This is a genomic window from Cupriavidus sp. F041, assembly GCF_057814235.1.
This window is the reverse complement of record NZ_JBVASY010000002.1, coordinates 3,105,180-3,120,430: the sequence shown is the minus strand read 5'-3', so window position 1 is coordinate 3,120,430 and position 15,251 is coordinate 3,105,180. Positions and strand designations below refer to the sequence as shown.

Annotated in this window: 12 protein-coding genes and 1 tRNA gene; 7 read left to right on the top strand and 6 right to left on the bottom strand. The window is 63.7% G+C overall.

All coding sequences use genetic code 11. The features are described 5' to 3' along the window. Positions 1-40 precede the first annotated feature (40 nt). Entirely contained in the window at positions 41-922 is an 882-nt protein-coding gene (locus tag ACZY0R_RS31815; RefSeq protein ID WP_488864040.1) for an undecaprenyl-diphosphate phosphatase, read from the top strand. A 76-nt stretch (positions 923-998) separates the two neighbouring features. On the opposite strand, the gene trmB is transcribed toward ACZY0R_RS31815, so the two are convergent. Together trmB and ACZY0R_RS31805 are read right to left on the bottom strand one after the other, a co-directional pair. Next, positions 999-1,766, bottom strand: coding sequence for a tRNA (guanosine(46)-N7)-methyltransferase TrmB (gene trmB, locus ACZY0R_RS31810; protein WP_488864038.1), 768 nt, complete (start codon positions 1,764-1,766; stop codon positions 999-1,001). 77 nt (positions 1,767-1,843) lie between these two features. Next, positions 1,844-1,918, bottom strand: a tRNA-Gly gene (locus ACZY0R_RS31805). A 163-nt stretch (positions 1,919-2,081) separates the two neighbouring features. Between ACZY0R_RS31805 and ACZY0R_RS31800 the strand changes: the two genes are divergently transcribed. The 3 genes from ACZY0R_RS31800 to ACZY0R_RS31790 all read left to right on the top strand — a co-directional run bounded on the left by ACZY0R_RS31800 (position 2,082) and on the right by ACZY0R_RS31790 (position 5,321). Next, positions 2,082-3,209: an ISAs1 family transposase gene (locus tag ACZY0R_RS31800; RefSeq protein ID WP_488864036.1), complete on the top strand. Its 1,128-nt coding sequence runs from the start codon at positions 2,082-2,084 to the stop codon at positions 3,207-3,209. Positions 3,210-4,110: 901 nt separating this feature from the next. Beyond that, positions 4,111-4,971, top strand: coding sequence for a phage integrase N-terminal domain-containing protein (locus ACZY0R_RS31795; protein ID WP_488866284.1), 861 nt, complete (start codon positions 4,111-4,113; stop codon positions 4,969-4,971). Between the two features lie 77 nt (positions 4,972-5,048). After that, positions 5,049-5,321, top strand: coding sequence for a hypothetical protein (locus ACZY0R_RS31790; protein ID WP_488864035.1), 273 nt, complete (start codon positions 5,049-5,051; stop codon positions 5,319-5,321). A 338-nt stretch (positions 5,322-5,659) separates the two neighbouring features. On the opposite strand, the gene ACZY0R_RS31785 is transcribed toward ACZY0R_RS31790, so the two are convergent. Continuing rightward, complete coding sequence (locus ACZY0R_RS31785) at positions 5,660-6,595, bottom strand: aldose epimerase family protein (protein WP_488864033.1); 936 nt, start codon at positions 6,593-6,595, stop codon at positions 5,660-5,662. A gap of 275 nt (positions 6,596-6,870) precedes the next feature. On the opposite strand from ACZY0R_RS31785, the gene ACZY0R_RS31780 reads away from it, so the two are divergent. After that, entirely contained in the window at positions 6,871-7,356 is a 486-nt protein-coding gene (locus tag ACZY0R_RS31780; RefSeq protein ID WP_488864031.1) for a cupin domain-containing protein, read from the top strand. Between the two features lie 54 nt (positions 7,357-7,410). Here ACZY0R_RS31780 and ACZY0R_RS31775 read toward each other — a convergent pair whose 3' ends face one another. After that, entirely contained in the window at positions 7,411-8,625 is a 1,215-nt protein-coding gene (locus ACZY0R_RS31775) for a polyhydroxyalkanoate depolymerase (RefSeq protein WP_488864029.1), read from the bottom strand. A 488-nt stretch (positions 8,626-9,113) separates the two neighbouring features. Between ACZY0R_RS31775 and ACZY0R_RS31770 the strand changes: the two genes are divergently transcribed. Beyond that, on the top strand, positions 9,114-9,770 hold the full coding sequence (locus ACZY0R_RS31770) for a glutathione S-transferase family protein (protein WP_488864027.1): 657 nt from the start codon (positions 9,114-9,116) through the stop codon (positions 9,768-9,770). 81 nt (positions 9,771-9,851) lie between these two features. Here ACZY0R_RS31770 and ACZY0R_RS31765 read toward each other — a convergent pair whose 3' ends face one another. Together ACZY0R_RS31765 and ubiD are read right to left on the bottom strand one after the other, a co-directional pair. Further along, a complete protein-coding gene (locus tag ACZY0R_RS31765) occupies positions 9,852-11,876 on the bottom strand; it encodes an acetoacetate--CoA ligase (RefSeq protein WP_488864025.1) in 2,025 nt (674 codons plus the stop codon). Between the two features lie 147 nt (positions 11,877-12,023). Further along, complete coding sequence (gene ubiD, locus ACZY0R_RS31760) at positions 12,024-13,553, bottom strand: 4-hydroxy-3-polyprenylbenzoate decarboxylase (RefSeq protein WP_488864023.1); 1,530 nt, start codon at positions 13,551-13,553, stop codon at positions 12,024-12,026. Positions 13,554-14,188: 635 nt separating this feature from the next. Here ubiD and ACZY0R_RS31755 point away from each other — a divergent pair. Next, positions 14,189-15,247 carry a lytic transglycosylase domain-containing protein gene (locus ACZY0R_RS31755; protein ID WP_488864021.1) on the top strand — a complete coding sequence of 353 codons (1,059 nt, stop codon included), beginning with the start codon at positions 14,189-14,191 and terminating at the stop codon, positions 15,245-15,247. The last annotated feature ends 4 nt before the right edge of the window (positions 15,248-15,251 follow it).

The following is a 15,251-nucleotide window of genomic DNA, read 5'->3' as shown; positions in this document are numbered from 1 at the left end:
CCTCGCTTCTCCTTCGTTTTCCTTCGCTCCCCTAATAAGAATGGATATTGCTCTCGCCTTGAAAGCCGTGATCCTCGGCATCGTCGAAGGACTGACCGAGTTCCTGCCTATCTCCAGTACCGGCCACCTGATCCTGGCCGGCCAGTTGCTCGACTTCAACGATGAAAAGGGCAAGATTTTCGAGATCGTGATCCAGTTCGGCGCCATCCTGGCGGTGTGCTGGGAGTTCCGCCGCCGTATCACCACCGTGGTGGGCGGACTGGCCACCGATGAAAAAGCGCAGCGCTTCGCCATCAACGTCATCGTCGCCACCGTGCCGGCGATCGTGCTGGCGCTGGTGTTCGGAAAGTGGATCAAAGAGCACCTGTTCAACCCAATCACCGTGGCGACCGCGTTTATCGTCGGCGGCGTGGTGATCCTGTGGGCCGAGTGGCGCGAAAGCCATCGGGGCCGGGTATCCCATCCGCAAGGCAACGCCTTGCTGAAGGCTGCCCAGGCCGGGGCGCCGCGCATCGAATCCGTCGATGACCTGAACTGGCGCGATGCGATCAAGGTCGGGCTGGCGCAATGCTGCGCCCTGATCCCCGGCACCTCGCGTTCCGGCGCGACCATCATTGGCGGCATGCTGTTCGGGCTGTCGCGCCAGGTGGCCACCGAGTTCTCCTTTTTCCTGGCGATCCCGGTGATCTTCGGCGCCACCGTGTACGAGTTGTACAAGTCGCGCGCGTTGCTCTCCGCCGACGACCTCGGCATCTTCGGCATCGGCTTCGTCTTCGCCTTCCTGTCGGCTTTCCTGTGCGTGCGCTGGCTGTTGCGCTTTGTTGCCACCCATGATTTCAAGCCGTTCGCCTGGTACCGCATCATCTTCGGCATCATCGTGCTGGTGACGGCTTACTCGGGCCTGATCGCCTGGCATGCCTGATACGGGCTGCCGCAAATGAAAAAGGCGTGGCTCGTGGCCACGCCTTTTTCATTGTCGCGCCAGTTACCGCGCGGCCTCAGGCCCGCTTGCGAAACACCACGTCCCACACGCCATGCCCAAGGCGCACGCCACGGCGCTCAAACTTGGTCACCGGGCGGTAATCCGGCCGCGGCGCGAAGCCGCCGGCTGTATCCGAGGTATTGACCAAGCCCGGCTCGCCGGAGAGCACTTCCACCATCTGGTGAGCGTATTCCTCCCAGTCGGTCGCGCAGTGCAGGTAGCCGCCCGGCTTGAGGCGGCTGGCCAGCAGCTTGACCAGCGGCGGCTGCACCAGGCGCCGCTTGTTGTGGCGCTTCTTGTGCCAGGGGTCGGGAAAGAAGATGTGCACGCCGTCCAGGCAGGATTCCGTCAGCATGTGCGCGATGACCTCGACCGCGTCGTGCGGCATGATCCGCACATTGCCGATCTCGCGCTCGCCGATCAGCTTGAGCAGGGCGCCCACGCCGGGCTCGTGCACCTCGCAGCCCAGGAAGTTGTCCTGCGGGCGCAATTGCGCGATATGCGCGGTGGTCTCGCCCATGCCGAAGCCGATTTCCAGGATCGCCGGGGCAGCGCGACCGAAGGCCGCCTCCCAGTCGAGCGGCTGCGGGACATACGGCAGGATGAAGCGCGGCCCCAGGTCATCAATGGCGCGCTGCTGGCCGGTGGAGGTGCGCCCGGCGCGACGCACGAAGGAACGGATGCGGCGCGGGTGCGCGACGTCCGTGCCGGTGTCGGCCGGGGTGGGCGCGTTGTCAGCGTCGTCGGCTGGCGTCGGATCGGAGCTGGGGTCTTGGGGGAGCATGGCAACAAAAAAGCCGCCGGGCGGGTCCTGATCGGGCATGCGACCAGGTGGCGAAGGCGGCTCGTCTCAATCTGATGTGGAGCGGGCGATGGGAATCGAACCCACGTCTTTAGCTTGGGAAGCTAAGGTAATGGCCATTATACGACGCCCGCGAAACCGCGATTCTACGCGGGATTCCGCGGGGAATGCAAGCGGAGGCGTTGGACGCTTCAGGGCAATTGCATTAGAAGGTCGTTAACTGACGGGGCTTAGCAGGTTAGTGGTTGTAAACCCGAGGGTGAAGGGCGTTTACTCTTGATTGTTGGACGAATCAAGATGGAGACGCGCTTGGCCCTCGTGGCTTGCCTGAAGGATGTGCCGGATCCCCGCCGTGGCAACCGCACGCAATACGACCTGACGGAGATGCTGGTGGTGGCAATTTGCGCGCTGCTCTCGGGCGCCGAAGGCGTGACCGAGATTGCCCAGTGGGGACGAGCGAAGCTGGCGTGGCTACGTGAGTTCATTGTGTTGCCGCATGGCGTGCCGTCGCACGATACCTTTGGACGGGTATTACGATTGCTGGATCCCAGCATGTTCGAGCAGTGCTTTCGGGCCTGGGTCGGTCAAGTGGTGGGCAAGCTGGATCAGACGGTCGTAGCACTGGACGGCAAGACACTGCGCGGCAGCCAGGACGGGGAGAATCGCGCGCTGCATCTGGTCTCGGCCTATGCCAGCGCCTACGGGCTGACACTGGGCGCGGTGGCGGTGGACAGGAAATCGAACGAGATCACTGCGCTGCCGGAATTGCTCAAGGTGCTGGACGTACACGGGGCGATTGTCTCGATCGATGCGATGGGCTGCCAGCAAGCGATCGCTCGGCAGCTCAGAGCTCAGGGCGGGGACTATCTGCTCGGGCTGAAGGCCAACCAAGGGGCGTTGCTTGAGGAGGTTGAGTATTTCTTTCGCGTCGCACGCGCCGAGAACTGGCATGCAGTGCCGTATGGCTATCATGAGACGGTCGAGAAAGACCACGGGCGCATTGAGACGCGCCGGGTATGGTGCGTGAGCGCGCTGGACTGGCTGCCGCAGCGGGCGGACTGGCAGGACTTGCGCCAGGTGATCCTGGTGGAATCGCAGCGGTGCGTCGGCGCGAAGACCAGCACCGAACTGCGCTACTACCTGAGTTCGTCGGCCGGCGGCCCAGAGCGGCTGGGCCAAGCCATCCGAAGCCATTGGACGATCGAATCCCAATTGCATTGGTCGCTGGACGTGACGCTGGGCGAGGATGCGTGCCAAGTGCGCAAGGACAACGCCGCCATGAATCTGGCGATCCTGCGCCGCTTCGTGCTTAACCTGCTCAAGCTCGATGCCACCCCCAAGCTGTCGGTCCGCGCCAAGCTCAAGCAAGCCGCCTGGGACGACGACTTCCGCCGCGACGTGCTCGGCATGCGGCGGGTGCCCTAATGCGATTGCACTCGCTGGCAACCTTGTCAAATTGAATTCTACAGATTATTCTGTCAACACTTATCGCCGCTTTAGCGGCATTGACATCGACATTGGCGCTGCGCGCCACGACAGGATACGGTTCATGGGCTTGGGCGCTTTGGCACCGTAAGCGCTTCCCTTAGCCACCGTCTATCCATTTTTTGGGCCATCCGGGCGGGCTGTCTAAGTCCGTCCAGTTTCATCCCCTGCCTGCAATGATCCCCGTAGCGTCGCTGCGGGTATCCCTCCCGTTTTCCTGTCTTCTACCTTCCTCCGCAACTTTCCTGAATCGTAGCCGAAGGGTTTTACATGCCCTTGTACTCACGTCCACTCTTGCCTTTTCACTGTGGCCGTATTCGGAAGCGTTGATAAGGGGTTTCATGCCCTTCTCCCTAGTGATGCTCTCAGGACAGCCTGAGCATGGCCGGACTGTATCCGGCGAGTTCGTCTGCACTCTCAAAGCAGACACCCAACGGACGGAACCCAACCGTTGCCAGTTGGGGAAGGTGATGAAGGTGGACGTAGGGTCGGCCTGTACCTAGTGCGATGGTCAGTTCGTGAAGCTGGACATCGATGACGATGGTACGAAGAAGGTCCGGCTGGCCCGGGCGCGATGTGGCTGGAGCAATGCGGTTACTTGCCGGATCGGCCCCGGACATCGATGCTGTTGTAGCGCTCCACCTCACGTAGTCCCGGTATGTTGTCGCCAGAACGTCTGTGTGTGCCTGACGGGGCGCACAGGCCCGCTGGTGGTGCCGTAGCTGTTCCCTGTATCCCGTACCGCTGCCCGAGGGTTCCGGTGCCAGGGCTGGTTTAGCCAGCCGCCGTTAACACTGACCAAGTGAGGAACCTAGTGAAGCTGGATATTTTTGTGGACCTGATGCGTATGGTTGACCGCAATCGGGATGGCTCGTATGCGACCCAGGCGGCCCGCAGGGAAGTGCTCGCGCAGGTGGCTCATGACCTCAAGGACATGGGCTTCCGAATGCTTCCTGCTACCGGGTTGAAGCCAAAGCATGTTGCCGCGCTGGTCAATCGTTGGCAGGCCTCCGGCGTTGCTGTGGGCACCATGAAAAACCGTATGTCACATGTACGGTGGTGGGCAGAGAAGGTCGGCAAGCAGAATTGCGTCCCGCGCACCAATGGTGAGCTGGGCATTGGCCGGCGCCGGTATGTGACCAACGTTTCGAAGGCACTGGTGCTGGCTTCGGGTGATATCGCGAAAATTACTGACGAGCGTCTGCGCTGTTCCGTCGAGCTGCAGCAGGCCTTTGGGTTGCGCCGCGAGGAGTGCCTCAAATTTCAGCCGAGCTACGCGCTGGCAGGCCTGACGCCGGATCTAGTATTTGAGATTCGGCTCAAGCCGACTTGGTGTAAGGGCGGCCGAGCACGTGCTGTGCCTGTCACGAGTGAGCATCAGCGGGCTGTGCTTGCGCGTGCGGTTGCGCTCTGCGGAAGCGGCTCCATGATCCCGAAGAATCTCAAGTACGTCGACCAGCTCCACCGCTATACCTGGGCTGTCGAGAAGGCTGGCATGTCGAAGTTACATGGTCTTCGGCATGAGTATGCTCAGCAGCGTTACCATCAGCTTACCGGCTGGCTTGCTCCTGCCGCAGGGGGTCCCGTGTCAAGACAACTCACGTCGCAGCAGCGGGCCGTGGATCGTGTAGCACGGCTCCAAGTGTCTGCTGAGTTGGGCCACAATCGGGAGGAGATTACAGCCGTTTATCTAGGCCGCTAACGTGTTGTCGCGACCTTGCTCGATGCTACTAAATAGGCCGCGCTGCTGCCAGATTTGTTGGGAAGCAGCGTTGCGTCATGCCTGCGGTACAACCTGTTTTCTGCGAAAGAGACGCCTTGTCCGATCTGTTGGAACATCAATTCATTGCCTTGTTTGAGCGCTGCGCAGTGCGATTCGTCGAGCTGGTGCCGGCGCCGGACGGTTGGTACGTGCGCATCAATGGCAGCCAGTGGTTGCGCTCGTCTCGCCAGTGTGTCCGGCTGGAAAAGACCTTGATGTACCTGCGTGAGCTGGGCTGCGCGCGAGTGATGGTGGATCTGAGCGCCTGGCCAGACGCGCCATGGTCCTGATTTTCGTCGTGCGTGTCTCCCTTGTCGTGGGATGGATCATTGCGGCGAGGGGTCAGTGAAGCGTGCGAAGGTGGGCCATTCGCTTTCTGTGGCTCAAAGTGGCGTCGAAACTGGCATCGCGCCAAGGCGCGCAGATTTGGTGGGGAAAACGGTCAGCCGCGAGAACTCACGTTTGAAACCCGCATGAACAGTGGGTTTGGTCAGGCCGTTGCGGCTTGGGAAGCTAAGAGGTAAAAGCTATTATACGACGCCCGCAAGAAGCGATCCTACGCGGGATGTCCCGGTGATTTTTGGCCCGGCACGCAGGCGGGCCAGCACGCGCGGCAGGGGCGCCTGCGCTATCGCTCCAGCCGCAACTGGCAAATTGCCGCTTCTTCCTGGCCCGGCGCGAGCCAGCGCAACCCCATGCCGTGGTGGATCGCATTTGGCAAGCCGAGCCAGGGCTCCACGCAGTAGTAGTCAGCGTCGACGTGCTCCGACCATGTGGTAACGGCGAACCACGGTATGCTGCCAGGCGGGTCCAGGTCGATCACCAGCTTGCGGCCCTGAGGGGCAGCGGCGTTGAGCGGCATCGCCAGCGTACAGGCGCGCGGTGCGGCAAGCCGCGGCTGCAGGACGTGGAAGGTGTCTTGCAGGCGCAGGTCATCGAGCCGATACGCCGCGGCGCCTGGGCCGCTGGATGCCGGCGAGCCATCCGCGCGCTGATGCATCAGGGTCGCGGCCGGCATGGCCAGCCCGGACGCCCCGCGCGCCTGGTGGGCGAGCGCGAAATAGAAATGATGGCCGGCGTAATAGGGCAGCGGCTGTGCACCGGCATTGCGCGTGCGCAGCCTGGCTTCGAGCCCGTCCTCCAGCAGGCGGTAAGTGACCTCGAAACTGAAATCGAACGGGTAGGAAGCGCGCGTCGCATCCGAGGCTTGCAGCTCCATAGCAATGCTGCGTCCCGGCTCGTGCCGCGTGACCGCGAAGGGCAGGTCGCGCGCAAAACCGTGGTTCGGCATGGCGCGCACGGTGCCGCTGGCGTCTTTCCAGGCGCCCTGCGCACCGTCGGCGAAGTGCCTGGCGATGAAAGGGAATAACAGGGGATTGCCACCGCGAACGCGGGCGGGCTGGGACCAGTCGGCGTTGTCCGGCCAGTAGAGGATGTCCTCGCCGCGATGTACCCAGCGCACCAGGCGGCCGCCGAACTGCGGGGCGAGCAGAAGGAAACTATCTTCGTTTCCGACCCGGATCAATGCCTGGCCCTGGAAGCGGGTATGGGAAAGGGGCTGCATGCGGAGGTTCCGGGGAGTGCATATCGCTGCATCATAGCCGCCATTGCGTTGCCCGCATGGGCATGCTGTCGGCGGGGCGTCCGGGATGCATAATCATATGGCACCGGTCCGGTGCCGGGCTGTTGCGCCGCGCCCCCGGCAAGGGCATGCGCGGCATGCCTGGTCCCCGACGCATGGCACATGCAGCGGACGGTGCTCCACATTCAAGCGGGCCGCTGCTGGCGTGAATGTTGCGTCGCAGCGCAGTGCTTTTCCCCCAGCGAAAGGAGCTTGTCATGGCCGAGTCCCTCAACAAGTCCAGCGCGCCCGCCGGCGATCCCGCCGCGGACTCCACTCCGACGAAGTTTTCCCACGTGCGCCCGCAAGACACCGCTTTCGTCGACCAGGGTTTGCGCGATTTCTTCCTCTATCGCGATCTCGGCATTGCCGAGGCCACCGGCGGCAAGCTGCTGGTGCAACTGGTCAAGGCCAACCAGCCGCCCGAGCAGGGCACAGGCTGGCACCGCCACGAGGCGCAGTTCCACGTGGTGCTGATGCTCAAGGGCTGGGCGCGCTTCATGTACGAGGACAAGGAGACGCTGGTGGCGACCGGCGACTGCGTCCACCAGCGCCCCGGCATCACCCACTACCTGTTCGATTACTCGCCGGACATGGAGTACCTGGAGATCGTGGGGCCGGCCGACTTCGGTACGGTCGAGGTGGAAGGCCCTTGCGCGGTGCCCGCGGTGACACCGTGGCCGAATGACCGCGACGCCGCCTAGCCGGGCTGCCCTGGAAGCGCCGGGCGCGCTCGCGGGCTCGCGCGTTTCATGCGCTCATGCGCTCATGTGTACGGCGTTGCGCACCAGCGGATAGACCTGCGTTTCCCAGCGCTTGCCGTTGAATACGCCGTAGTGGCCAACTCCGGTTTGCACATGGTGCATGCGCATATAGGGACGCAGGCTGCCGCACAGTTCCTGCGCGGCCATGGTCTGCCCGATGGCGCAGATATCGTCGCGCTCGCCTTCCACTGTGAGTAGCGCCGTGCGGTGGATCGCGTTCGTGTCCACGCGGCGCCCGCCTACTTCAAGCAGGCCCTGCGCCAGCAAGAAGCGCTGGAACACCATGCTCACGGTTTCGAGATAGAACTCCGCGCTCAGGTCCATGGTGGCGAAGTATTCCTCGTAGAACACCTGGATCGCATCGGCGCGGGCGTGATCGCCATGGGCGCGAAGGTCGTAGAGATCGCGAAACGCCTGCTGGTGGCGCTCATGGTTCATGCTCATGAAGGCGATCAGCTGCATGAAGCCGGGATAGACGCGGCGCATCGCACCGGCGAAACGCAGCGGCACGTAGCCGGTGAGCGAATTCTCGAACCATTCGATCGACTGGCTGGTGGCGAGCTCGTTGACCTTGGTCGGGTTGATGCGCGCGTCAATGGGGCCGGCCATCAGGATCAGGCTGGGCGGCTGGGCCGGGTCATTGTCTTCCGCCATCAGGGCCACCGCGGCGAGCGCTGCCACGGTGGGTTGGCAAACCGCCATCAAGTGCGTGCCGCTGCCGAGGGCGTGCAGGAAATCGATCAGGTGATAGACGAACTCGTCAAAGCCGAAGCGCCCGTGCAGCAACGAGACGTCGCGCGGGTTGTGCCAGTCGGTGATGTAGACATCGTGGTCGCGCAACATGGTTTGCACGGTGCCCCGCAGCAGCGTGGCAAAGTGGCCCGACATCGGCGCCACCAGCAACACGCGCGGCTGGCCGGAGACGCCATGCTTGCGAAAGCGTAGCAGCGAGCAGAAAGGCGTGCTCGCGACCACTTCCTCGGTCACCTGTAACGGCATGCCGTTTACGGTGACGCTGTCGATGCCAAAGGGCGGGCGATGATGCGTCAGCCGGCTCAGCGCAAGCACTTCGCAGGCGGCGCGCGTGGCGCGCATCTGCTCGCAACCTGAGAGCCGCGAGTTCACTGCCAGCGCCGACGCCACCAGGTCGGCGACGCTGCACGCAGGGTGCATGAGGTCCGCATAGCTCTGGTACACCTGGTACAGCATGGCTCACCCCTTTTTATGCATTGACCTCATCAGCCGCAATATGCGTGCCACGACGATGTGGCTGGCATGAGGCTTGCGGGCTTGCCCGTATGGCGTAACGGGGTGACCTGTTCTGGTTCATATGCGGCGCAAGCGCCGCGCATGGGCGACGCTTGCCGGCCTGTGCCAATATCGCCGCCTCATGTCGGTGCTGCGTGTTGCACCTTGCCAGTGCCACGCCGGCTGGAGCGCGGCCGGGCATGAAAAGGCGCTTGCGATGTACGTGTTCCTCATGTGGGTCAACTACGTCAGGGGCCCGGCGTATTGCGCAGATGCAATACAAATGTCATCGCCATGATGTAGTACAAATTCATAGTAGAGGCAGCGAGCGCAAAGCACATAGCACCTAGCACGACACTGCACCGAGAGATACGGGCGCACCGTTCACTGGCACACACAACGGCATTCGCCCGCCATGCAACGGCTTTTCCAGGTGGCAAGGAGGAGGGATGGCAAGGACGACACTGACCATCAGCAGCAAAACGTATTCTTCATGGTCCCTGCGAGGCTGGCTGCTGGCCCGGTTCGCGGGACTGGAGTTCGAAGAGGTGCTGGTGCCGCCCGACGATGCCGCGGCGCGCGCGGAGATCCTGCTGCTGTCGCCCTCCATCCTCGTGCCGCGGTTGCTGCATCAGGGCGTGACGGTGTGGGATACGCTGGCCATTGCCGAGTATCTCAACGAAGTCAGTCCCAAGGCCGGCCTGCTCCCCGAGGAGCGCTCGGCGCGCGCGCATTGCCGCGCCATCTGCGGAGAAATGCACTCAGGCTTCGCGGCCATGCGCGCGGCGCTGCCGATGAACCTGAAGGGGCACTTTCCCGGCTTCAAGGTGTGGTCGCGCGCGCAAGCCGACATCGACCGCATTACACAGATCTGGACCGAGTGCCTGACACAATATGGCGGCCCCTACCTGTTCGGCGATAAGCGCACCATGGCCGATGCGATGTATGCGCCGGTGGTGACGCGCTTTGTGACCTATGGCGTAATGCTGGATCCCGCGCCGGTGGAGTACTGCAAGCAGATCCTGGCGATGCCGGAGTTGCAGGAATGGATCGCGGAGGCCAAGAAGGAACCCGATGAAATCAGCGAGTTGGAAGTGGAGTTCTGATTCGCCGGTGCAGGGGATAAAAAGGGGAAAAAAGGAACGGGCAATGAAGAAGAGGGTGCGCCGCGGCGCACCCTCTTTGCTTTACACCGGCGCGGATTCGCTCGCACGCGCCGCGAGAAAATGCCCGGCGTAGGCAAAGTACCAGTCCAGCGTCTCCGGGTTGGCCATGGCATCGCGATTGGCGATCTTGTCCGGGGCGTGGCCCAGCAGCAGCTTCTTGACCGGCACTTCCATCTTCTTGCCCGACAGCGTGCGCGGCACGCCTGGTACCTGCAGGATTTCGTTCGGCACATGGCGTGAAGACAGCGCGCTGCGGATGCGCGCGCGCATGATGTCACGCAGCGCATCGTCGAGCACCGCGCCTTCGCGCAGCACCACGAACAGCGGCATGTAGGAGTCACGGCCGAGGTACTCGAGATCCACCACCATGCTGTCGAGCACTTCCGGCAGATCTTCCACCACCCGGTACAACTCGCTGGTGCCCATGCGGATGCCGTGCCGGTTGATGGTCGCGTCCGAGCGGCCGTAGATGATGGCGCCGCCATGCGCGGTGATCTTGATCCAGTCACCGTGGCGCCAGACGCCGGGATAGGTGTCGAAGTAACTGTCGCGATAGCGCTTTCCGTCGGCATCGCCCCACAGGAACAGCGGCATCGACGGCATCGGCGCCGTGCAGACCAGCTCGCCCACTTCTTCGGTCAGCGCGTAGCCGGCTTCGTCGAAGGCTTCCACTTTTGCGCCCAGGCAGCGGCACTGCATCTCGCCTGAGTAGACGGGCAGGATCGGGCAGCCCGCCACGAAGGAGCCGGCGAAGTCGGTGCCGCCGCTCATGGGCGCCAGCCAGATGTCGGTGCGCACGTGGCGGTAGATCCAGTCGTAGGCCTCTGCAGGTAGCGGCGAACCGGTGGAGCCAAGCGCGCGCAGCCGGGACAGGTCGGCCAGGCGGGCCGGCTCGATGCCTGCCTTCATGCAACTGGTGAAGAACGCCGCGCCGGCGCCAAAGGCGGTGACGCCGGCGGCATCCGCGAAGCGCCACAACACCCCGGCGTCAGGCCAGGCGGGGTTGCCGTCGTAAAGCGCGATGGTGGTGCCCAGCAACAGCCCCGCTACCTGGGCATTCCACATGATCCAGCCGCTGCTGCTGTACCAGTGGAAAACGTCGTCCGGCCCGAGGTTGTTGTGAAAGGCCATGAGCTTGAGTTGCTCGATGACGATGCCGCCGTGGCCGTGCACGATGGGCTTGGGCATGCCCGTGGTGCCGGAGGAGTAGACGATCCACAGCGGGTGGTCGAATGGTACCGGCTCAATCGCCAGCGGCACGCGATGGGCCAGCACGTCTTGCCACGCGTGGCGGCGCAGGCCGGGCGGAAGCGGGATCGTGCCTTCGCCGGGATTTCCCGCCTGCACCAGTACCAGGTCCGTGAGCGAGGGCAGGGCGGCGGCCAGGTCGGCCAGTACCGGTGCGCGGTCGTAGGCCTTGCCGCCATAGCGGTAGCCGTCCACGGCGATCAGCACCTTGGGCTCGATCTGGCGGAAGCGGTCGATTACTGCCACCTGCCCCATGTCCGGCGCGCAGCCCGACCAGATCGCGCCCAAGCTGGCGGTGGCCAGGAAGGCGACGACGGTGGCGGGGATGTTCGGCAGGTAGCCTGCCACGCGATCGCCGCGGGTGATGCCCATTTCGCGCAGGGCGTGCGCCAGCGAGGCTACCTGTTGTTCGAGTGCGTCCCAGCCAAGGTCCGTGACTTCGACGGATTCGCCGGCGTAGCGGATGGCGGCGCGCTGGCGCGCCGCGCCGCTGCCGGCATGGCGGAATACCTGCTGCACATAGTTCAGGCTGGCGCCTTCGAACCACCGCGCGCCGGGCATGCCGGCATCGCCGAGCACGCGCGAGGGCGGGGTGTCGAAGCGCAGGTCGAAGTAGGCGCGGATGGCGTCCCAGAAACCTTCCAGGTCGGTCACCGACCACTGCCATAGCGTGGCGTAGTCCGCGAAGGCGAGGCCTCGCTCGCTTTCCAGCCAGCGCATGAAGTGCGCAACGCGGCTGCCGTCGCGGAACGCCGGCGACGGCGTCCACATCAGTTTCCCTTCTTCAAGGGTGGTCATGTCTCCTCCTCGGGTCCGTCTGCGCGGACGTGCGGATGGGTTGCGATGCGGTGTAATGCGGTGCGATGCCTCGCGATAGAGTTTGGGGTCGGGAGCGGCTTCGCTCGACGCCGACCCGGAAAACGTGATCTTACATGCAGTCCGCCATCATGCCTTGGACCGGGCCTCGAACAGCGAGTCCCAAAGGCCATCAACGCGTGCCTTGACGGCGGCATCCATCTGGATCGGGCGGCCCCATTCGCGGGTGGTTTCGCCGGGCCATTTGTCGGTGGCGTCGATGCCCATCTTCGAGCCCAGCCCGGATACCGGCGAGGCGAAGTCGAGATAGTCGATCGGCGTGTTCTCCACCAGCACGGTATCGCGCGCGGGATCGACGCGCGTGGTGATGGCCCAGATCACTTCCTTCCAGTCGCGCACGTCGACGTCGTCGTCCACCACCACGATGAACTTCGTATACATGAATTGGCGCAGGAAGCTCCAGACGCCGAACATCACGCGCTTGGCGTGGCCGGCGTACTGCTTCTTCATGCGCACCACGGCCATGCGGTAGCTGCAGCCCTCGGGCGGCAGGTAGAAATCCGTGATTTCCGGGAACTGCTTTTGCAGCAGGGGCACGAAGACTTCGTTGAGCGCCACGCCAAGCACGGCCGGTTCGTCGGGCGGCTTGCCGGTGTAGGTGGAGTGGTAGATCGGGTCGCGCCGCATGGTGATGCGGTCGATGGTGAAGACCGGGAACCAGTCCTGCTCGTTGTAATAGCCGGTGTGGTCGCCGTATGGGCCTTCCAGCGCGTGCTGATAGCCGGAAGGGTGGTTCGGGTCGGGCTGGATATGGCCTTCCAGCACGATCTCGGCCGAAGCCGGCACGCTCAGTTCGGACAGCGTGGGCGTGATGCAGCCAGCCAGCGCTGTCCGGCTGCCGCGCAGCAGGCCGGCGAACTGGTATTCCGACAAGGTGTCCGGCACGGGCGTGACGGCGCCGAGGATGGTGGCCGGGTCCGCGCCCAGCGCAACCGCGATCGGGAATGGCTTGCCGGGGTTGGTCAGCGCATGCTCGCGGAAGTCCAGCGCGCCGCCGCGATGCGCCAGCCAGCGCATGATGACCTGGTTGCGGCTGATGACCTGCTGGCGGTAGATGCCCAGGTTCTGCCGCTTCTTGTGCGGGCCCTTGGTGATCACCAGGCCCCATGTGATCAGCGGCGCGGCGTCTTCCGGCCAGCACGTCTGGATGGGCAGGCGCGCCAGGTCCACGTCGTTGCCTTCCCAGACCACCTCCTGGCAGGCCGGGCTGCCGACGCGCTTGGGCGCCATGTCCCACACGGACTTGGCCAGCGTGAACAGCTTGCCGGCTTCGCGCAGGCCGCGGGGCGGTTCGGGCTCCTTGAGGGCCGACAGGACACGGCCGATATCACGCAGATCGGCCAGGCTTTCGGCGCCCATGCCCAGCGCCACCCTGCGTGTCGTACCGAACAGATTGGCCAGTACGGGGACGCTATAACTCTGTCCAGGCCTCCTGGGATCGCTCGGGTTTTCGAACACGACTGCCGGTCCGCCTGCCCGCAACAGCCTGTCGCAGATTTCGGTCATTTCGAGGTTGGGCGACACCGGCGCATCGATCCGTTTCAGTTCGCCAAGGCCTTCCAGCTGGCCGATGAAATCGCGCAAGTCGTTGTATTTCATAGTGAATTCTAGTGGTGTACAGGCGACGGAGCGCGCCTGTCCTGGCAATTTATATGCTTCTATCTACACATTGGTGCGATGAGGCGCAAAAAATCATCCTCATTTGCATCTCCAAATTGTAAATTTTTTGACACCGCCGAGGTCGGCCGCGATGGCCTCCATGCATTGCCAGTGCTGACTTTCCCAGAATCGGGGGGTGGTGAAAGTGCGTCAAAGAGCCTTGTTACATATAACCAAAAGCTTTGTTAATTGAAATCGTTATTCTTGACGAGGTATAAAAGGGTTTCTACAATCCGTTTCTGCTCGTTGGAGTGTTGCGGTGCAGCACATTCTTTTGCGCCCTGTCAAGGGGTTAGTGAAGAATCATCCATATCCGATCATATGAGCGGATCCGTCAGAGCAGGACGGGTCCGGTCGATCGCCCCGGCGCTGGCCGGGTGCTTTGAGTAGTTCGCGGCAGGGCAGGCTCCCCCAAGAGCCTACCTTGTTTCTCGTTGGGCGCATGGGGAGCGCTCACCAACAGGTGCTGGACGTCATTGCTAGGCGGCGCGGCATCCTTACTTGAATACGCGGTCAACGGACGTGCGGCGCAACAATGCAATGCGGCACGAAGCGGACGGCGGATGGAGGTAAGTATGAGTGGTTGGAAAACCCTTCATCTTCCCGGAGTCGGGCGGGCATTGCAGGTCCGTTTCAGACAACCGGTACCCGGAGTGAATCGGGCATTGCAGGTCCGTCTCGCGCATCCGGTCGCTGGCCGCGCCTTGCGAAGCGGTCGCGCAACATTGAAATATGCCCTGAACAGTCTCGGGGTGTTGTCTGTAGTCGCAGCAGTATCGCTGTCGGTCAGCCAGGAGTGGCGTACGGCCCTCGCTGGCGCGCTGGCCGGTGAGGCAGCGCCCGCGGTACTGATGGAAGCGGCGGTGCCTGCCAGTACGGCCGACGTGGCCGCGGCCAAGGTCGGTCTTGCACCGGCCAAGCCCGTGGGTCTGCCCACGGTGTCCGGTACCGACGACTGGGGCCAGCCGGCCGGCAAGGTGCCCTCCGTGGCCCACCTGGCCGCGCAGATTCCGGCGCAGCGCGTGGCGCTGGATGCGCGCAACCCGGCTACGCTGGGCAGCGCGCGCGAGCAGGCTGTGGTGGCTGAGTACATCGCACGCAAGTACCGCGTCGCGGCGCAGGCAACCGCGCAGCTGGTGAAGGCTGCGTACCTGACCGGGCGCGAGGTTGGCATCGATCCGCTGCTGATCCTGGGCGTGATTGCCATCGAATCCAGCTTCAACCCGTACGCCGAGAGCGGCGTGGGCGCGCAGGGCCTGATGCAAGTGATGACCAAGGTCCACCAGGACAAGTACGAGGCCGTGGGCGGCGTGGCAGCCGCACTCAACCCGTACGCCAATATCAAGATCGGCGCGCTGGTGCTGAAGGACTGCATCGCCCGCGCGGGTTCGCTGGAAGGCGGCCTGAAGTACTACGTAGGCGCAGCAACCACCAACACCGACGGCGGCTATGGCGCCAAGGTGTTGGCAGAGCGTGCCCGCCTGCGCCAGCTGCCGGGCGTGCGCAGCGTCGCGGCCGAGCCCGTGGCTGCCAAGCCGGACGTGACTGCCGATGCCAAGTCGCAGGCAGAGCACCATCAAGGTACGGCCAGCGACAAGCTGGAAGCCGCCGGGAACGTGCCGAAAAGCGCCTGATACG